The organism is Microbacterium sp. A8/3-1 (assembly GCF_040267695.1).
GTDB classification, from domain to species: domain Bacteria; phylum Actinomycetota; class Actinomycetes; order Actinomycetales; family Microbacteriaceae; genus Microbacterium; species Microbacterium luteolum.
Map to the genome: position 1 here is coordinate 2,037,347 of NZ_CP158357.1, position 18,812 is coordinate 2,056,158.

Sequence of the window (18,812 nt, forward strand, 5' to 3'; positions counted from 1 at the left end):
TCATGACCACGACAATCACGACTAAGCGTTCCTGGCTCCTGCGCCTCGGCACGGGTGGGAAGTTCGCCCTCCTCGCACTGGCGGTCTTCCTCACCCTCGGGCCCGTCGTCTGGACCCTGGTCACGGCGCTCTCGCCCACCGACAGCGTGACCCAGGAGGTCAGCGTCGGGTTCGGGGCGTTCGCCGACGTCTTCACCAAGATCCCCATCTGGCTCTACGCGTGGAACAGCGCTCTCGTGGTGCTGCTGATCGCCGCGGGTCAGATGCTCTCCGCGGCCATGGCCGGCTATGTCTTCGCCAAGTTCGAGTTCCGCAGCAAGAAGCTGCTGTTCGCTCTGATCCTCGCGACCATGATGGTCCCGCTGCAGGTCACGATCGTGCCCGTGTTCATGCTGGTGAGGGGCATGGGACTCGCCGACACGCTCCTGGCACTGATCGTGCCCGCCTTGCCCACCGCGTTCGGCACGTTCCTGATGAGGCAGTACTTCATGGGGATCCCGACGGAACTGGGTGAAGCCGCTCAGCTCGACGGGGCAGGGCCATGGCGCACGTTCTTCGGCGTGTACCTTCCGCTGGCGACGCCGGGCCTCGCCATCGTCGGCATCCTCGCCTTCAACTATCACTGGAACGAGTTCTTCCGCCCGTTGATCATGACCATCAGCGATCAGAACTTCACGTTGCCGCTCGGTCTCGTGACGCTGCAGGGCAACCTCGGCACCGGCAGCATCTCGACGGTGCTCGCCGGCGTGATCCTCTCGATGATCCCGGCGCTCCTGGTGTTCTTCTTCGGGCAGAAGCCGCTGCGCGAAGGACTCACTGCGGGCGTCGGCAAGTGACCCCCACCCGAATCACAGAGAAAGACGACTGCACCGGTGACAACAACTGACCTTCCCCCGGTCCGCATCACTCGCCCGCGGATGCACTTCTCCCCTCAGAACAACTGGATGAACGATCCGAACGGACTCGTCTTCCACGACGGGCTCTACCACCTGTACTTCCAGTGCAACCCGCAGGGGGTCTCGCACGCGAACATCAGTTGGGGCCATGCCACGAGTACCGACCTGACGCGATGGACCGAGCACGATCCGGCGATCCTCTGGGATGACGATGCGCAGATCTTCTCCGGCTCGGTCGTGGTCGACCACGGCAACACATCGGGATTCGGCACGGACCAGGAGCCGGCGCTGGTCGCGCTCTATACGGCTGCGGCGCCAGGACACCAGGCCCAGGCTCTCGCGTACAGCACCGACGGCGGGTACGTCTGGACGAAGTACCAGGGCAACCCCGTCCTCGACCGCGGCACGAGCGATTTCCGCGACCCGAAGGTGTTCCGCTACGACGACGGCGGGGACGGATACTGGGTGATGGTCGCGGTCGAGGCGCAGGACCGCCAGGTGCTGTTGCATCGGTCCGACGACCTCAAGACGTGGACGTTCCTCTCGTCATACGGCCCGGCCGGCCCGGTCGGCGGTGTCTGGGAGTGCCCGGACATGTTCCCGCTCGCGGTCGACGGCGACGAGGACGACGTGCGATGGGTGCTGTTGATCAGCCTGAACCCCGGAGGCATCGCCGGCGGTTCCGGAACGCACTATGTCGTGGGCGACTTCGACGGCGAAGTCTTCCGCCCGAGCGCGCCCTTCGCGACTCCCGGGCCCGAGTCGTTGACGGACGGGAGCCAGTCTCGCGCGGAGCTGGAAGCGTTCGGCTGGATCGATTTCGGACCGGACTGCTACGCCGGCGTCACGTTCGACGGTCTCGGTCGACATGACCGGACCCTCATCGCCTGGATGGACAACTGGCAGTACGCCGGTCGCATCCCCGCCGAAGACTCGGAAGAGCATCGCAGCGCGATGACGCTTCCTCGACGGCTCTCGCTCACCCGCGACCAGGGCGGCGCCGAGCGACTGCGGCAGACGCCGGTCATCGAGGTCGACCCCGGCGAGAGCGTCGATCTGGGATCTCTGACAGGCAGCGCTGTGCTTGCCGAAGGGCTGACCGGGGCCGCGCGGATCCGCCTCGCGGCGGCGTTCGGCGATGCGCAGAGCGTCGAACTGCGCATCGAGTCTTCGTCGGGCGACGGAGTCGTGATCCGTCAGGACCGTGTGAGCGGACGCATCGAACTCGATCGTCCCGGTGCGGGGATGCCCCCGGGTTTTCCCGGGACTCCGTCGATGCTCCTCGCACAGCCGGACGAGATCGGATGGGATGTCTGGATCGATGCGCTGAACGAGCGGGTCTCCTCCATCGAACTGTTCGCACAGGACGGCGGGAAGGTGCTCACCGCACTGATCCCTACCGCATCCCCCCGCACGTACTCCCTCGACGTCGTCGGTGGGGCGCTGAGCGGGGCGCGAGCCGATGTGGTGGATATCGAAGGCTGACTCAGCCGACGGCGATCCTCTCCGTTCCGATCAGGCGACGAGGGTGGGGTTCGACGCGGAGCGCGAGCGCGAAGCGCCTGCGGGAATGGCGCGCTTGCGCACCAGGAGGAGGCAGGCGGCCGCGGCGAGCAGGACGGTCACCACGGTGGTGATGCCGAGGGGCAGGATGCTGAGCGCTCCCGCGATGCCGACGAAGGGAGCAGCGATCCCGCCGAACCCGAATCGGACCATGCCGAGCAGGGACGATGCCGTTCCGGCCATCTGCGGGTAGTCGGCGAGCGCGAGCGTCGTCGCGGGAGGCGCGGTGATCGCCACACCGCTGGACAGGGCGAACAGTGAGACGACGACCACCCACAACGGCATCGGGGTCAGTCCGGCGACGAGGAGTCCGACAGCTCCCAGTCCCGTGACGACGACTCCCGCCGCGAGCGTGCCGGGGATGCTCCACCGCTCGGCGGTGCGCCCGGCGAGGTACCCGAAGATCATGTGCCCGGCGGAGTTGAGTCCGAACGCGGCGGCGTACCACTGCGGGCTGAGTCCGTAGATGTCCTGCAGGACGAACGTGGATCCTGCGAGATACGCGAACAGCGCCGCATACAGGAACCCCTGGTTCAGGACCGCGCCGAGGAACACGCGGTCGCCGAGAAGGGTGCGGTACGCCTGAAGGGTCTCCCCGAATCCGCCGCGCGTGCGCTGGTCCGCCGGCAGGGTCTCCCCGAACACGAGGAGCGTGATGACGAGAAGCACCGCACCGATGACGGCGAGGAACACGAACAGTCCCCGCCAATCGGTGAAGGTGTTCAACAGCCCGCCGAGGAGGGGCCCGACGATGGCCGCGAACCCCCCGATGACGGTGAGCCGGCCGTAGAAGCGGATGAGGGCCTTGCCCTCGAAGACGTCGCGGCCGGCCGCGGTGGCGATGACGATTCCGACACCGCCGGCGAGACCCTGCACGAGGCGAGCGAGGATCAGCAGCTCGATCGACGGGCTGAGCGCGCACAGCACAGAGGTGAGGATGTACGCCGCGATCCCGATCAGAAGGATCCCGCGGCGCCCGAACCGGTCGGACAGCGGGCCCCCGATCAGCTGACCCGCGGCGAGCCCGATCAGGCACGCCGTCACCGTCAGCTGCGCCACCGAGGTGACGGCGCCGAGCTCTGCCGTCAGTGCCGGAAGGGCGGGAAGGTAGAGGTCCATCGAGATCGGACCGAACACCGTCAACAGCAGAAGCAAGGACGGCAGCACGCGTCGAGTGAGGCTCGGCGACGACGGTGAGAGGGAAGGCATGCATCCATCCTTCGCGCGGACGCGTCTCAGCGGGAGTCCCTGACGAGGGGTGTACTGACAGAGAACCCCCCGACGCGGCTCCGTCGACCTACCCTGAAGCGTATGGACAATCGAGAAGAGGTGCGCGAGTTCCTCATGACCCGCCGCGCACGGATCTCACCGGAAGCCGCCGGCATCCCCGCGGGTTCGAACCGTCGCGTCGAGGGATTGCGGCGCAGCGAGGTGGCGACTCTCGCCGGGGTCAGTGTGGAGTACTACTCCAAGCTGGAGCGTGGGGCGATATCCGGTGCCTCCGGGGCCGTGCTCGACGCGGTCTCCCGTGCCCTGCAATTGAACGATGCGGAGCACGCGCACCTGCTCGACCTCGCGCGCAACGCCGACGGCATCCCCTCCTCCGGCCGCCATCGCCGTCGCAGCACCACACCCGGACCCCCTCGCGCCAGTCTGGAATGGGCGCTGGCATCGATCACCGACGCGGTCGCGGTCGTGCGGGACCAGAGGCAGAACCTGGTCGCCTTCAACGACCTCGGACGCGCGTTCTACTCCCCGCTCATCGGGGACGGTGGACGGATGCCGAACTTCGCGAGGTTCCAGTTCCTCGACCCGGTGTCCCACGACTTCTATCCCGATTGGGACCGCTTCGCCGACATGTGCGTCGCCGTGATCCGCGCCGAGGCAGGCCGCGATCCTCATGACAAAGGCATCCAGGATCTCGTCGGCGAACTCTCGACCCGCAGCGAGACCTTCCGCACCCTGTGGGCCGCGCACAACGTCCGCTCCCACGGATCCGGGAAGAAGCGCTTCCATCACCCTGTCGTCGGTGAGGTGACGCTCGTGTACGAGGAACTCGCGATCACCGCAGAACCCGGCCAGGTCCTTCTGATCTACTCCGCCGAACCGGGCTCCCCGTCGGCAGAGCGTGTGAAGCTGTTGGCGTCCTGGGCCGCCGACGCCGCCACGTCACCACCGGAGCCGACGCTCAGGGCGGAATCCTGACCCCCGGACAGGTTCGTCACCCGCGAGAGGCACCAGACTGGTGGTATGACTGCTCTTCACGGAATCGACGTCGCTGCCGAACTTCTGCAGGTCCAGGCTCACTGGACTCCGCGCGTCGTCGGTCGCGTGAACGATCAGTACATCAAGGTCGCCAGGCTGCTCGGCGAGCTGGTCTGGCACGCGCATGACGCCGAGGACGAGATGTTCCTGGTGGTGTCGGGCCGCCTCCGCATCCAGCTCCCCGACGACGCGGAGGTCGTGCTCACCCCCGGACAGTTCTACGTCGTGCCGCGGGGTGTGCAGCACAACCCGATCGCCGAGGAGGAGGTCGAGATCGTCCTCATCGAGACAGTCACCACCACGCACACCGGCGACGTCATCACCGAACGCACCGTGCCGCTCGAGGACCAGGTCGGCGACTTCCGCTGACACGCGCGGAGTGCGGTCGGGCGCTCAGCCCTCGCCGTTGTAGTACGGCCAGGGCAGGAAGCGACGGTCGCCGCGGCGGTCGGGTCCGCTGACCGTGATCTCGCCCGTCGCCGCCCACTCGACGCCGCGCGGGAACATCCGGATGAACTCGATGCGCCGGAAGGTGTCGATGTCGTGGCCGATCGTGATCGTGAAGCCGGGAGTCCGTCCCGCCTCGTGGTTCGGAGGTCAACCGATGACCTTGCCGGGGTTGAGTATCCCGGCCGGGTCGAGAGCCGCCTTGACCGCTCGATGCATGTCGAGGACCGCCGGAGAGAGCTCGGACCGGAGTCCCTCGCGTTTGAGCAGGCCCACGCCGTGCTCTCCGGTGACAGTGCCGCCGAGCGCGAGGGCATCGTCGATGATCTCCACGAACGCCTTCTCCGCGCGAGCGCGAGCCTCGGCATCGTCGGCCGGGACGACGATGAGTGGATGCAGGTTGCCGTCGCCGGCGTGCGCGATGTTGGCGATCAGGACGTCGTTCGCCCGCCCGATGGCCTCGATACGGCTGAGCATCTCCGGGACGGCCGCCTTCGGGACGCACACGTCCTCCGTCAGCACCGGTCCGAGGCGTTCGAGCGCCGGATACGCCAGGCGCCGAGCGGCGAAGAGCGCCTCCCCCTCGGCCTCATCCGTGCTCCGGTCGGCCCACGTGGCACCACCGCGCTCGAAGGCGGACAGCAGCGCCGCCGCCTCCTCGTCTCCCGCCGCGCCGGGTGTGTCCACGCGTCCGAGCAGGACGACGGCGGCATCGGCCGAGAGCCCCATGTTCTTCCACTCGTCGACGGCCCGCAGGCAGTTGCGGTCGATCAGCTCGAGTGCCGAGGGCGTGAGCCCGGCCGCCGCGACCTCGCGCACCGCCTTCCCCGCGTCGGTGAGCGAATCGAAGTACCCCGCGATCGTCTGCTCGGCCGGGCGCAACGGTCGGAGCCGCACCGTGACCTCCGTGACGATGCCGAGAGTGCCCTCGGAGCCGACGAGAAGACCTGTGAGGTCATACCCCGCGACCCCCTTCGCCGTGCGTCGTCCCAGGCGGATCAGTTCCCCCGTCCCGGTCACGACCTGCATCCCGAGCACGTAGTCCCGCGTGACGCCGTACTTGACGCAGCAGACGCCGCCCGCGTTCGTCGCCACGTTGCCGCCGATGGTCGACCAGGGCGAGCTCGCGGGATCGGGCGGATACCAGAGCCCGTGCTGGGCGGCGCGCGCCCGGAGATCGTCGTTCACGACCCCCGGCTGCACGACGGCGAGCCGCTCGAGATCGTCGACCTCGAGCACGGCGTTCATCCGCTCCAGCGAGATCACGATGCAGCCGGCGACGGCGTTGGCGCCTCCCGAGAGCCCGGTTCCCGCCCCACGGGCGACGACGGCCGCGCCATGGCGCAGGCACGCCTGGACCACGAGCTGCACCTCTTCGGGAGTGCGCGGTCGCACGAGGCCGGCGGGCAGCGACCACTCCGCCCATTCGGCGTCGTCGTGCGCGTAGCTCTCGAGCACATCGGGGTCCGTCGTGAGACGGTCGGCGGGGAGAACCGCCGCGAGGTCGGCGAGGAGCGCGGACTCACTCACGGTCGTCGTCGCCGCGCGTGGATCCCGAACGCGTGTGGCAGGTCTTCAGATAGCTCAGGAACGACGCCTGCAACCCCGTGACATGGGTCTCGTGCAGGAGGGCCTTCGTGACCTCCCCCGCGCGCCCCTTGGTGTGCAGCTCCTCCACGACCGTGAGGAGATTTCGACCGATCTCGCGGTAGATGGGAATGTCCCCGAGCAGCTCGACCTCGTTCACGGTGACATGCAGCCGACGGGCGGCGGCGGAACCGTGGTCCGGCAAGGCGGCGATCAAGGGGAACACCTGGCTGTCGGTGGCCGCGACGCCGGGGCTGCCGGCGCCGAACGTCGCGAACGGAGACGTCCGACGCAACCACGCGTACAGGCTGAAGAGGCCTCCGTAGGAGTAGCCGAAGAGGCCATGGCCGGATTCGCTGACACGCATGCGGGACTGCAGGAGCGGATGAAGCTCCTCCGTCAGGAAGGAGAGGAAGACGTCCGCGTGCGTGTCGGCGAGGTGAGCGAGGTAGGCGTCCATGTGCTCCTGGGTCATCGCCCCGGAGTCCCGGGCGGCCGCGAGCGTCTTCCGCATCTCGTCGCTGACGGGTTCCCCCGGAGGCACGAGGTCGCGGTTGCGGAGCTGCGCCCACTGCTCGGCCTCTTCGCCGGCGTACCCGACGCTGACCTGGATGTAGGGGGCGACGGTGAGATAGGGATCGGCCTGGGTGACGATGAGCGGGGCGGTCAGCCCGACAGCGAAGTTGCCGTCCACCACATAGATCAGCGGCAGGGCGTCCGCAGACTCCGCGTAGCCCGGGGGCGTCGTCACCCAGACCCCGTACCGATTCCCCGACCGTGCGGTGACCTCGAGGTACTCCGTGTCGGCCAAGCAGCCGTTCAGCATCGCGCTCACTGGGTGTCTCCCTTCATGATGCGGCCGGCCTTCACGACGAAGGCGACCATGTCCGGTTCCGCGAAGATGCGGGCGTCGTCGAGCGGGTTCCGCTTCCAGGCGACGAGGTCCGCCGCCATCCCCACGCGGATCATCCCGACTGTCTCGCCGATGCCGAGGATGCCGGCGTTGACGCTGGTGGCCGAGACGAGCGCCTGCATGGGCGACTCCAGCTCGGCACGCAGCCGCAGCTCCTCGCCGCGGCGGTGCTGGCCCGCCCCGAGGAGGTCGGAGCCGAGACCGATCCGCACACCTGCCTCGCGAGAGATCCGGAGGGCCGTGGCCATCCGGCGGCGGGCGCCGGCGATGCGTTCGCGCGTCGAGGGATCCACGTCGAGGCTCCCGGGGTCCATGATCTGGTCGATCACCGCGAAGGTGGGGACGAGCGCCACGTCGTGCTCGCGCATCAGCTGCGCGGTCGGCTCGTCGATGTCGGTGCCGTGCTCCACGCACCGCACTCCCGCCATCACGGCGTTGCGGATGCCGGCGTTGTTGTGCGCATGCACGGTCACGTAGGTGCCGCGCGCGGTGGCCTCCTCGACCGCGACCGCGATCTCCCCCACGGTGAACTGCGTGTCCTCCAGGCGATCATGACCCCCGACGACCCCACCCGTCACGCACAGTTTCAGGAAGGATGCTCCGCGTCGGAACGACTCCCGGACGTTGCGCCGCAGCTCGTCGGCGTTGCCCGACATGAGCGACAGGGCGGCGAGACCGGGGATGTGGTGCGTCTCCCACAGCTCGGTCGGCTCCCACTCGGCGCCGTAGTAGCCGTGCCCGCCGGTCTGGCAGTGCACGGGGCCGCAGGACAGCACGCGCGGGCCGCGGACCTTGCCCTTCGCGATGACGTCGACGACTCCTCCGTCGATGCCTCCGGTGTCGCGCACGGTGGTGAAGCCGGCGTCGAGGGTGCGGCCGGCCGTGATGAAGATGTCGGCGGCGATCTCGGCTGCGGAGAGCTGGAATCCGAACTGGGCCCGGATGGGACTCGAGAGTCCGAGGTGCACGTGGGCGTCGATCAGGCCGGGGGTCAGCAGCATGCCGTCGAGGTCGACGGTCTCAGCCCCCGTCGGGGCGGTTCCGATCCGGGTGATGACGCCGTCCTCGACGCACACGTCCGCGGCGGAGGGCTCGGAGCCGGATCCATCCGCGACGGTGCCGCCGGCGAACCAGATCTCGGTCATGGAGCCTCTTTCCGGAGAACAGCCCTGTCCTCAACAGTGGTGAATTCGTTGTCGGCTAACGTACTCAACAGTGGTGAAGGTGTCAACGGAGGCAACATGCGAGCATCGATCGGCGAAGGGAAGGCGCGCCTCCTGCAGGCGCTGTTCGATGAATTCGGCGAGACCGGGCCCAGCCCGAACCTGTCGATGCGCCAGGTGGCCGAGCGCCTCGGCGTGCACCACACGCTCCTGACCTACCACTTCGGGTCTCGACCGGCGCTGCTGAGCGCCGTCCTCTCGGAGGCGCGTCGTCGGGACAACCTCATCATCGCGGCGACCGGCGACGACCTCGGCTTCGTCGACATGCTCCGCGCCATCTGGGGCTTCTACGCCAACACCGGGCATGAGGAGCGGACCCGCGCCTTCTTCCACCTGATCGGCTTGGCGGTCTACGAGCGCGGCGCCTTCGACGGTTTCGTCGCCGACCTCGACGACCTCACCCGCCTTCTCCAGGCGGCAGCACGACGAGAAGGATGGCCCGAGGCGGAGGCCGTGCAGCAGAGCCTCATCGCGATCGCGTGCGTACGCGGCCTGCTGCTGCAACGGCTGCTGAGCCCCTCCGAGGAGGTGGATACCGCGGCCGAGCGGTTCATCGCATCGTTCGCGACGCCCCACCTCGAGGATCATCGGAAGAACGGAACGACATGACCCAGGGATACTCCCACATCGTCATCGGCGCCGGAGCCATCGGATCCGCTGCCGCCTACTGGCTGACGCAGGCGGGCGCAGAACGCGTGCTCGTGCTGGAGCAGTTCGAGCTCGGCCACGCCCTCGGCTCGTCCGGCGACCACTCGAGGATCATCCGTCGGGCGTACCACCGCGACGACTACACGAAGCTCACCGACGCGATGTTCGCCGCGTGGGCGCACGTCGAGGAGCGCTCCGGCCTGAAGGTCTACACGCAGACCGGAGGCATCGACCTCGCGGTCGCGGAAAGCCCGGGCGCGGCGGAGATCGACGAGTACCGACGGGCGATGGACGCGGCCGGCATCCGCTACGACGAGTTGACGATCGACGACATCCGCGGCCAGTATCCGCAGTGGAACGTGTCGGACGACACGATCGGGATCCATCAGGCGGATGCCGGCATCCTCGACATCCGCCGCTCCGTGTCGGCCCATGTGTCGCTGGCCAGGGCCGCCGGGGTGGAGTTCCGCTCCGGTGTCGTCGTGACGGGCGTGCGGGTCGACGCCGACGGGGTGACCGTCTCGACATCGGAGGGATCGTTCGACGGAGGCCATCTCGTCGTCGCCGCAGGATCCTGGCTCGGAGACCTGATGCCCGACCTCGGACTGTCGTTCGCTCTCACTCTGAGCCAGGAGCAGGTGGGGTACTTCTCCTCGCAGAGGCTGTCGGAGTTCACTCCGGACAGATTCCCGATCTGGATCCACCACAGCGACGAGGTGCACTACGGATTCCCCGTCTACGGCGAAGCGGCGGTCAAGCTCGCACGCGACATGCGCGGCCACTTCATCTCTCCCTCGGAGCGTTCGTTCGTCCCGGACGACGACGAGCCGGAAGTCCTCCGCGCCTTCCTCCGTGCGCACCTGCCGGGCGCCGACGGACCGCTGCTGATGAGCAAGACGTGCGTGTACGACATGCCCGCCGACCGGGACTTCGTGCTCGACATCGTGCCGGGGCATCCTCACGTCGCCGTGTTCAACGGCGCAGGGCACGCGGGGAAGTTCGCGAGCCTGGTCGGGCGGATCCTCGCCGATCTGCTCACGGTCGGCCGCACGGAGCACGACATCTCGTCGTTCAGCCTGACGCGACCCGCGATCGTCGACCCCGACTTCGTGCCTCTCTTCCGGCTCGGGACCGGCGATGAGACGGTGAGCGCCGTCTAGGGTGGTGAGCCGGGGGGCCGATATGACTTGGCAAGACGCAGGACACGTGGATCGACGGCAGACGGGTGACGCGCATCCCGGCTGGGGATGGGGCGTGGTGCTGGTCCCGGCAGCGGTGGGGCTGGCTGCACTCGGCCTGTTCTTCATCCGCGAGCTCGGCGCTGGAATGGGCGTCCTGATCGGCGTCGCCCTCATCGCCTGGGCCGCCTCCCTCGCGATGCCCTTCTTCGTGATCGCCTGGTACGCCGTGCAGGCGGCGTGGAAGGCATCGCGGGAACAGCGCGGTCAGACCTTCGCCGCCCCGTCGCATCAGCTCCGGGGCATCGGCTTCCGCATCCGCTGGAGCTTCCCCGCTCGCGGCCTCATGTTCAGCGCCGCCGCCTACGACGGACCCGACCTCCCGATGCTCGTCGTCGGCAAGGTCGTCCACATCATCGCAATCGTGATCCTCGTGGGCGCCGGGCTCATCGCCGCGCTCGTCGGCCTGGCCACGCGCTGACCCGGCGGACGGTCTCCTTGCGGGGCGGAAGGTCAGATCACGACGCCGCCGCGATCGACCATTCCGCAGAGCCCTCCCGGATCACGGCCACCGCCCCCGGCTGCAGCACGACACCGTCGACCGCACCGGAGATCAGATCCACCCCCTCACCGCCCACGCGCACCGGCCGCTCGCCGTGGTGCAGCAGGAAGAGGTAGTCCCCGTCCGCTCCACGACGCCTGATCGCTTCCACTCCGAACGCGCGGGATTCGGGGAACACCGCCTCCACCCCGGCCGTCGATGCGACACCGGCGAGGAAGGCATCCAGCGATTCCTGCTCGAGCTTCGTCGACACGTACGTCGCGCTCCCCTCCCCGAGCTCGCGCCGGGTGATGGCCGGCACTCCCGCGAGAGGACCCGACTCGTATCGTGCGACGACCTCGGCGGTCTCGGCATGCAGCAGCTCGGTCCAGGAGCCGCCCGTCATCCCGTTGCTGAGCGGCACCGTGTCCCCGTCCGTGCGCGGAAGGATCTGCTCGCCCCGGATGCCGAGAAGGTCCCGGAGCATGCCCGGATACCCGCCGGGGACGATGCGCTGATTCTCGTCGGCCAGGCCGGTCGCGAAGGTGACGACGAGATGACCGCCGGCCCCTACGTACTCCTCGAGCCAGTCCACGGTCGCCGCGGTGATCGCGTAGAGCGCGGGCACCACCAGCATCCGATACCTCGACACGTCCGCTCCGGGCGCGACGAAGTCGACGGCGTGACCGCCACGCCAGAGCGCCCGGTGCGCGGCGCGCACCTCGTCCGAATACGTGATCGCGTCGTTCGGCAGGTGCGGGGTCTCGAGCGACCACCAGCCCTCGGCATCCCACACGACAGCCACGTCGGATTCGACGACGACACCGTCCGCAGGCGGGGCAGCCACCTCGGCGATCTTCTCGAGAATCTCGCCGAGTTCGACGACGGCCTCGAAAGCCTGGGAGTCCGCACCGGCGTGCGGAACGAGTGCCCCGTGCCAGAGCTCTGAGCCGGCGGCGGACGCCCGCCACTGGAAGAACAGCGAGCTCTGCGATCCGCGCGCGATGTACCCGAGGGAGTTCCGGATCATGCGGTCCGGCTGCTTGACGAGCGTCTGCTCACCCACGCGGATGCCGGTGGCGTTCTGCTCCATCAGCAGCCACGGCCCACCCGCCCACGAGCGGGTGAGGTCGGAGCCGTAGGCGACGTGCGTCTCACCGTCGGGACCGTCGGTGTCGAGGTAGTGGTCGATCGAGACGACCTCCTGCTCGGCGCTCCACGACCACTGGTCGAGGAAGTTCCAGGTCGGCAGCATGAAGTTGGTCGTCATCGGAGCCGTCGACCCGGTGGCGCGGATCTCCGACCGCTGCTCGCCGTAGGCCGCGAGCATCTCGTCGGAGTTGAAGCGCCGGAAGTCCACGAGCTGGGCGGGGTTGTGCAGATACTGCGTCTGCAGCGGAGGGAGGATCTGATCCCAGTCCCCGTAGCGCTGCGACCAGAAGGCCGTGTACCAGGCCGTGTTGAGCGCATCGATGGAGCCGTACTTCGCCCGCAGCCACTCCCGGAACGCCCGAGCGGCGTGGGGTCCGTAGTCGACGGTGCCGTACTCGTTGTGGATGTGCCAGCCGCGCAGGCCCGGATGCGTGCCGTAGCGCTCCCCCAGGAAACGAGCGATGCGACGAGCGGCCTCTCGGTACGCCGGGGCGCTGATCGCGTAGGTGTCGCGCGAGCCGTGCAGCACGGGAGTGCCATCGGCGCGGATCGGCAGCGCATCGGGGTGCGCGACGGTGAACCACGGCGGCGGTGAGGCCGTCGGCGTCGCGAGGAAGAACCCGATGCCGGCGGCGTCGAGGCCGGCGATCACGTCGTCGAGCCAGGCCGCGTCGTACTCGCCCTCGCTCGGCTCGAGCATGGCCCAGGAGAAGACCCCGATCGTGACCGTGTTCACCTTCGCGCGACGCATCAGCTCGATGTCCTCGGCCCAGGTCTCGCGCGACCACTGCTCGGGGTTGTAGTCGCCTCCGAAGAGGAACTGACCTGGTGCGTACTGCGTGTGCGGCATCTGTCGTCTTTCAGGTGAGGAGATGGGAGGCGTCGGCGCCGATGATGTCGCCGACCTCGTGCCAGAGAGCCGCGGGCACGTCGATGCCCGCATTCTCGACGAGCTCGTCGACGCGCTGAGGAGCGGAGACCCCGACGACCGTGGAGGTGATGCGGGGATCGCGGGTGGAGAACTGGAGGGCGACGGCCGGCAGCGGCACGCCGTGACGCGCGCACGCCTCGCGGAGCCGTGCGGTCGTGGCGACGATCTCCGGGCTCGGCGGCCGGTACTGGTACGTGGGCTGTGCGGCAGCCGGTCGCGCCAGGATGCCGCTGGCATACGGCGCGGCGTTCACGAAGGCGACGCCGCTCTCGATCGCATGGTCGATGAGCGAGTCGGCCGACCGATCCAGCAGCGTGTAGCGGTTGTGGTTCAGCAGCACGTCGAAGACGCCGAGATCGACGTACCGACGCATCTCGTCGAGGTCGCCGCCCGCGACGCCGATCGCGTCGACGAGGCCATCCCGCTTCAGGGCGACCATCGCCTCGACCGCGCTGTTCGGACCGACCATCGTGTCGAAGTCGAACCACTCGGGGTCGTGCAGGTAATAGACGCCGAAACGCGCACCGCCCAGCCTCTCCGTGCTCTCCTGGAACGACCGGTGCACGCGGTCGCCGGAGAACCCGCCGTCACCGGGGAGCGGGTCGGCCTTCGTGGCGATCACGAAGTCGTCCGGGACGCCGCCGGCGTCGGCGAACGCCTGCCCGATCCGCCGCTCGCTCTCTCCGCCCGAGTACTGGTTGGAGGTGTCGATCGACCGGACGGGGCTCTCGAGAAGGTGTCGCACGGTGCGGATCGCCGTGCTCTCGTCGACGTCGTAGCCGTACGTCTGCGCCATACCGCCGAGCGGGCTCGCCCCGACGCACAGCGGGGGCAGGACGCGCGCTGTCATCCCTTGATTCCTCCCGAGACGAGATCCAGACGCCAGTATCGCTGCAGCGACAGCACGAGCGCGACGAGCGGGATGATCGAGATCGCGGCCCCGGTGATCGCCACCGAGTAGAGCGCCGGGCTTCCCGATCCCTTCGACAGCAGCGTGAAGAGGCCGACGGTGAGCGGATAGAGGTCCTGGTCGGACAGCATGATGTACGGCAGCAGGAAGTTGTTCCAGGTGCCGATGAAGTGCAGCAGGAACACGGTCACCATGCCCGGCACCATCAGGGGCAGCACGATCATCCGGAAGATGCGCCACTCACCGGCGCCGTCGATGCGTGCCGCCTCGAGGGTCTCCTGCGGAACGGCCGACATCGCGTAGACACGACAGAGGTAGATGCCGAACGGGCTGACGATGCTCGGCAGCAGCACCGACCACTGCGTTCCGGTGAGGCCCACGGTCGACATCAGCAGGTACTGCGGCACGGCCAGCACGATGCCGGGGATGAGGATGCCGACGAGGAAGCCGAAGAAGATCGCGTTGCGCCCGCGGAAGCTGTACTTCGCCAGAGCGAATCCGGCCATCGCTGAGACGAAGACGGAGAGGACCGAGGCGACGCCCGAGTAGAGCAGGGAGTTCAGGCACCAGAGCAGGTACTGGCCGTCCTCATAGGTGAAGACCTCGACCAGGTTCTCCCAGAGACCGCTTCCCGGCGCGAAGGTGAAGGTGGTGAAGAGCTCGCTGCGGGACTTGGTCGCCGCGGTGAACACCCATGCCACCGGGATCAGGCAGTAGATGGCGCCGACGATCAGGACGATCGTCGGGAGCACGCCCCACCCGCCCTGACGGCTGCGCTCGCTCGCGCGCCGAGAGCGTGCGGACCGGTTCTTCTCGTCGCCGAGGACGATCGATCGCGTCATCGTCGAGGTCATGATTCCATTCCGTTCCGTCGGCGGTTCACGAGCCGGAGGACGAGCGCCGACACGAGCACCGTGCCGAGCGCGAGAAGTGTGGATGCCGCCGCAGCCTGCGGCAGATTGTCCGTGCCGAACGCATCTCGGTAGATGGCCATGAGCGGCACCCAGCCGGCGGAGATCGTGCTCGTCATCGGCCGCAGCGTCGCCGGCTCGCTGTAGAGCTGGATCGTCCCGATGAGCGAGAAGAAGCCCGTGAGCACGAGGGCCGGCGCCACCAGGGGGATCTTGATCCGCCATGCGATCTGCAGCTCGTTCGCGCCGTCCAGGCGCGCCGACTCGTAGATGTCGGCGGGGATGCCGCGCAGCGAGGTGTAGATGATGATCATGTTGAACCCGACGCCGCCCCAGATGGCGATGTTCGCCAGCGACCCGAAGATGCCCGATTCCTCGAGGAACGGGATCGACCCGAGTCCGGCAGCCTTGGTCAGGTAGGAGAACGGACTCGTGCTCGGCAGGTACATGAAGCCCCAGAGCAGCGCCGCCACGACACCGGGCACCGCGTAGGGGATGAAGATCGCCGTCCGGCTGAAGCGCTTGGCACGGACCGCCGGCGCGTCCAGCAGGAGTGCGAAGAGCAGGGCGAGGCCGAGCGTCAGCGGGATCGCGATGACGCCGTAGATCAGCAGTCTCCCGAATCCGGCGAGGAACGTCTCGTCCTGCAGCACGGCGAGATAGTTCTCGAACCAGACGAAGACGTCCTGCTTGCGCCCGAGCGCTCCTCCCGTCACCCGGTAGGCGCGCAGGCTGAGCCAGATCGCGTAGGCGACGGGGATCACCGTGAAGACGATGTACAGCACGATCGCCGGCGTCGTGAAGAAATACGGCGCGAGCCGGTTCGACTTCGCCCTTCTGGGCTTCGACGATGCCGCCGGTTTCGCGGCCCGTCGCGGAGATGCGGTGGTCACTTTCTTGCCTCGCTTCTGTCTGCGGTCGGCTGGTGGGAGGGGTGCCGACCCTGTCGACACCCCTCTCCGGTCAGTCGTTCGTGACGGTGAAACCGCTCTTGACCATGTCGTCGATCACGGCCTTCTGGGTGGCGATGAACGCGTCACGCCAGGGAGTGCCGTTGTCGATGGCCTTCTGCAGCTCGTCCGCGAACACCGTTCGTGCGAGGTTCACGTTCGGACCCCAGGTGACCGGGATCGTGTCGGCCGAGATCTCGGCCGCGACGGCGTAGAAGTCGGTCTGCTGCGGCATCAGGGCCGGCGGGTCGTTGCTCTCGGTCATCTCCTGGCCGACGATCGCCGCCGGGTAGAGCGACTGCGTGTTGATCATGAGCTCGTTGCCCTCTTCCGAGGCGTTCAGCCACTTGGCGAACTTCGCCGCCTCCTCGGGGTGGTCGCTGCTCGTGGTGACCACGAGTGCGGATCCGCCCTGGTACGGCACGGCCGCGTCGCCCTCGGTCCACTGCGGGAGCGGAGCCATCGCCCACCCGCCGCTCGTGTCGGCCGCGACGTTCTCGATCACGCTGGGAGCCCAGACGGCGGAGGGCCAGGAGAGCATCGTCCCGTTGTTCAGCGCCGCGTTGTACTCCGGCGTCAGCAGCGGGTCGGTGCTGACCAGGCCGTCTTCGACGAGCGCCTGGAAGAAGTCGGCGACCTCGAGCGAAGGCTCGTCGGCGATGCCGACGGTCCACTCGTCGCCTTCGCTCGACCACCACTGCCCACCGGCCTGGGTGGAGACGCCGGCCCAGAATCCGAACTCGGCAGGCGGGAGTGCGGCGATCACCGTCGCGGGATCGGCAGCCTTCACGGCCTCGGCGGCCGTGCGGAACTCCGCCCACGTCGTGGGCGGCGTCACCCCGAGCTCCTCGAACCGATCGGCGCGGTAGACGTTCGCCATCGGCCCGACGTCCTGCGGGATGCCGTACACGACGCCGCCGAAGGTGGTCTGCGCCCAGGTGCCCTCCGTGAACGCATCCTCGACATCGCCCACGTACTCGGTGATGTCGGCGGGAACATCCCCGACGATCATGGCGGGGAGGGTCGTGTACTCGACGAGCGCGACATCCGGCGCGTTCCCCGCACGGTTGGCCGTCAGCAACTTCGCCGAGGAGTCGGTCCCGCCGCCGGCATCCGTGTACTTGACCTGGATGTCCGGGTTCTCCTTGTTCCACTGGTCGACGACGTCCTGCGAGTTCGAGGCCCACGCCCAGTACTCGAGCTGCACGGGACCGTCGCTGCTCGCGTCGGAACCTGAGCAGCCGGCCAGGCCGGCGACACCGATGATGGCAAGACCCGCCACGGCGGCGGCAAGCGGTCGATGAGTGCGCATCAACATCTCCTTTGATTGCTGTGTGCGCCGGACTGTCTCCGGCATCGGGACCGGTCACAGTGCCGGCTCCCCTAGATTGCCGCCGCCGGGCGTGTTTGTCAACAAGTGAAACTAACTTTGCAATTCTTCGTTACGGCATGATGGGGATGAACGAAGAGAGAACTGCGATGACGAAGAGCTCCGCACCCCCTCCTGCCGCGACCACCGCGTGGCCGAGACTGAACCACGGAGAGCGCGAGACGCTGCGCGAGGTCCTGATCCACGGTCCGCTCCCCCGGGCGGAGATCGCTCGCCGTCTCGGGGTCTCGCGAGCCAGCCTCACGCGTGTGACGCGCAGCCTCCTCGAACACGGCCTCATCATCGAGGGGGCGACGGAGCAGCGCGCGTGGACGGGACGACCGAGCGAGCTGTTCGACATCGCTCCGACCGCCCGGCACTTCTTCGGCGTCAAGCTCACCGGCGACACCATCTTCGCCGCCGTCATCGATCTCGGCGCGCACGAGGTCGCCACCGTCGAGGAGGCCCTGACGTCGCGCGACGTGGCCGACGTCGTGAAGAGGATCACCGCGATCTACACCGAGCTGTCCGGAGCGTTCGACGACATCGTCGCCGGCGGAGTGTGCGTCGCCGGCGACCTGACCCAGGACAGGAAGCTCGTCGTCGACTCGCCATTCCTCGGATGGAAAGACGTGCCGCTCGCCCGAATTCTCACGGATGAACTGGGAATTCCCATGGCGACGGAGAACGATGTCCGCGCTCTCACGGCCACGGAGCACTGGTTCGGGGCAGGGGCGGGATGCTCGTCGCTGGCGCTCATCACGGTGGGCGCGGGAATCGGTTTCGGATTCGTGATCGACGACCGGCTCGTCGCCGGCCACCACGGCAGGGCGGGGCGCCTCGAGCACCTGAGGATCGACGACGCCGGCCCGTTCTGCCCGGAAGGCCACCGCGGCTGCGCATCGGTCTATCTCACCAACGAGTCGATCGTCCGGTCGCTGAACGGCGCCGCCGCCGACTACACCGAGGCCGTCGAACTGGCGCGCGGCGGGCACCCCGCGGCGCTGCGTGCGTTCCGCGATGCGGGCACCGCGCTGGGCACGCTCATCGCGACGGCCGCCAACGGGATCGACCCCCAGAAGATCATCCTCACCGGCGACGGCCTGCCGGTGTGGGAGATCGCCGAGCCCGAGATCCGCGCGGCGATCGACGAGGTCCTGAGCGCCGGATCCGAGCCCCTCGAGCTCGACGTCCAGCCGTTCCAGTTCAACGAGTGGGCGCGCGCGGCGGCTGTCCTCGGCATCCGCACCGTCCTCCGCTTCTAGCGGGCGTTAGTTTCACTTATTGACAAACGCGCCGATTCGCACCAGGCTGTGACGGCCGGGGGC

17 protein-coding genes are annotated in these 18,812 nt (G+C 68.3%); 8 read left to right on the forward strand and 9 right to left on the reverse strand.

Features of this window, described 5'->3' with window-relative positions:
• Positions 1-2 precede the first annotated feature (2 nt).
• Both ABS642_RS10065 and ABS642_RS10070 read left to right on the forward strand, forming a co-directional pair.
• A complete protein-coding gene (locus ABS642_RS10065; RefSeq protein WP_350353212.1) occupies positions 3-836 on the forward strand; it encodes a carbohydrate ABC transporter permease in 834 nt (277 codons plus the stop codon).
• A gap of 81 nt (positions 837-917) precedes the next feature.
• Positions 918-2,381, forward strand: coding sequence for a glycoside hydrolase family 32 protein (locus ABS642_RS10070; protein ID WP_350353421.1), 1,464 nt, complete (start codon positions 918-920; stop codon positions 2,379-2,381).
• A 30-nt stretch (positions 2,382-2,411) separates the two neighbouring features.
• Here the strand turns inward: ABS642_RS10070 and ABS642_RS10075 are convergent, their stop codons facing one another.
• Positions 2,412-3,668: a multidrug effflux MFS transporter gene (locus ABS642_RS10075; protein ID WP_350353213.1), complete on the reverse strand. Its 1,257-nt coding sequence runs from the start codon at positions 3,666-3,668 to the stop codon at positions 2,412-2,414.
• A gap of 102 nt (positions 3,669-3,770) precedes the next feature.
• Between ABS642_RS10075 and ABS642_RS10080 the strand changes: the two genes are divergently transcribed.
• Positions 3,771-4,664, forward strand: coding sequence for a helix-turn-helix transcriptional regulator (locus ABS642_RS10080; protein ID WP_350353214.1), 894 nt, complete (start codon positions 3,771-3,773; stop codon positions 4,662-4,664).
• Positions 4,665-4,709: 45 nt separating this feature from the next.
• Positions 4,710-5,093: a cupin domain-containing protein gene (locus tag ABS642_RS10085; RefSeq protein WP_282214558.1), complete on the forward strand. Its 384-nt coding sequence runs from the start codon at positions 4,710-4,712 to the stop codon at positions 5,091-5,093.
• Positions 5,094-5,321: 228 nt separating this feature from the next.
• Here ABS642_RS10085 and ABS642_RS10090 read toward each other — a convergent pair whose 3' ends face one another.
• Genes ABS642_RS10090 through ABS642_RS10100 form a run of 3 tightly spaced genes read right to left on the reverse strand, consistent with a single transcriptional unit; the run spans position 5,322 to position 8,816 of the window.
• Complete coding sequence (locus ABS642_RS10090; protein ID WP_350353215.1) at positions 5,322-6,701, reverse strand: FAD-linked oxidase C-terminal domain-containing protein; 1,380 nt, start codon at positions 6,699-6,701, stop codon at positions 5,322-5,324.
• Positions 6,694-7,584, reverse strand: a complete 891-nt coding sequence (locus ABS642_RS10095) for an alpha/beta hydrolase-fold protein (RefSeq protein ID WP_350353422.1) — start codon at positions 7,582-7,584, stop codon at positions 6,694-6,696. Before ABS642_RS10095 ends, ABS642_RS10090 begins: the two co-directional genes overlap by 8 nt.
• A 5-nt stretch (positions 7,585-7,589) precedes the next feature.
• Positions 7,590-8,816: an amidohydrolase family protein gene (locus tag ABS642_RS10100; protein WP_350353216.1), complete on the reverse strand. Its 1,227-nt coding sequence runs from the start codon at positions 8,814-8,816 to the stop codon at positions 7,590-7,592.
• A gap of 96 nt (positions 8,817-8,912) precedes the next feature.
• Between ABS642_RS10100 and ABS642_RS10105 the strand changes: the two genes are divergently transcribed.
• The 3 genes from ABS642_RS10105 to ABS642_RS10115 are packed head-to-tail and all read left to right on the forward strand — an operon-like array spanning position 8,913 to position 11,201.
• Entirely contained in the window at positions 8,913-9,503 is a 591-nt protein-coding gene (locus ABS642_RS10105; RefSeq protein ID WP_350353217.1) for a TetR/AcrR family transcriptional regulator, read from the forward strand.
• Positions 9,500-10,702, forward strand: a complete 1,203-nt coding sequence (gene solA, locus ABS642_RS10110) for an N-methyl-L-tryptophan oxidase (protein WP_350353218.1) — start codon at positions 9,500-9,502, stop codon at positions 10,700-10,702. Before ABS642_RS10105 ends, solA begins: the two co-directional genes overlap by 4 nt.
• 46 nt (positions 10,703-10,748) lie before the next feature.
• Positions 10,749-11,201: a hypothetical protein gene (locus ABS642_RS10115; RefSeq protein ID WP_350353219.1), complete on the forward strand. Its 453-nt coding sequence runs from the start codon at positions 10,749-10,751 to the stop codon at positions 11,199-11,201.
• A gap of 37 nt (positions 11,202-11,238) precedes the next feature.
• On the opposite strand, the gene ABS642_RS10120 is transcribed toward ABS642_RS10115, so the two are convergent.
• The 5 genes from ABS642_RS10120 to ABS642_RS10140 form a co-directional block, all read right to left on the reverse strand.
• Positions 11,239-13,263 carry a beta-galactosidase gene (locus ABS642_RS10120; RefSeq protein ID WP_350353220.1) on the reverse strand — a complete coding sequence of 675 codons (2,025 nt, stop codon included), beginning with the start codon at positions 13,261-13,263 and terminating at the stop codon, positions 11,239-11,241.
• 10 nt (positions 13,264-13,273) lie between these two features.
• Positions 13,274-14,194 carry an aldo/keto reductase gene (locus ABS642_RS10125; protein ID WP_350353221.1) on the reverse strand — a complete coding sequence of 307 codons (921 nt, stop codon included), beginning with the start codon at positions 14,192-14,194 and terminating at the stop codon, positions 13,274-13,276.
• The gene (locus tag ABS642_RS10130; protein WP_282214569.1) at positions 14,191-15,108 is read right to left on the reverse strand and encodes a carbohydrate ABC transporter permease; all 918 of its coding nucleotides are present in this window, start codon (positions 15,106-15,108) and stop codon (positions 14,191-14,193) included. Before ABS642_RS10130 ends, ABS642_RS10125 begins: the two co-directional genes overlap by 4 nt.
• The gene (locus ABS642_RS10135) at positions 15,105-16,058 is read right to left on the reverse strand and encodes a sugar ABC transporter permease (protein WP_350353222.1); all 954 of its coding nucleotides are present in this window, start codon (positions 16,056-16,058) and stop codon (positions 15,105-15,107) included. Before ABS642_RS10135 ends, ABS642_RS10130 begins: the two co-directional genes overlap by 4 nt.
• Before the next feature lie 70 nt (positions 16,059-16,128).
• Positions 16,129-17,427 (reverse strand): sugar ABC transporter substrate-binding protein, encoded by a 1,299-nt coding sequence (locus ABS642_RS10140; protein ID WP_350353223.1) that lies wholly within the window; start codon positions 17,425-17,427, stop codon positions 16,129-16,131.
• Between the two features lie 167 nt (positions 17,428-17,594).
• Between ABS642_RS10140 and ABS642_RS10145 the strand changes: the two genes are divergently transcribed.
• Positions 17,595-18,749: an ROK family transcriptional regulator gene (locus ABS642_RS10145; RefSeq protein ID WP_350353224.1), complete on the forward strand. Its 1,155-nt coding sequence runs from the start codon at positions 17,595-17,597 to the stop codon at positions 18,747-18,749.
• Positions 18,750-18,812 lie beyond the last annotated feature (63 nt).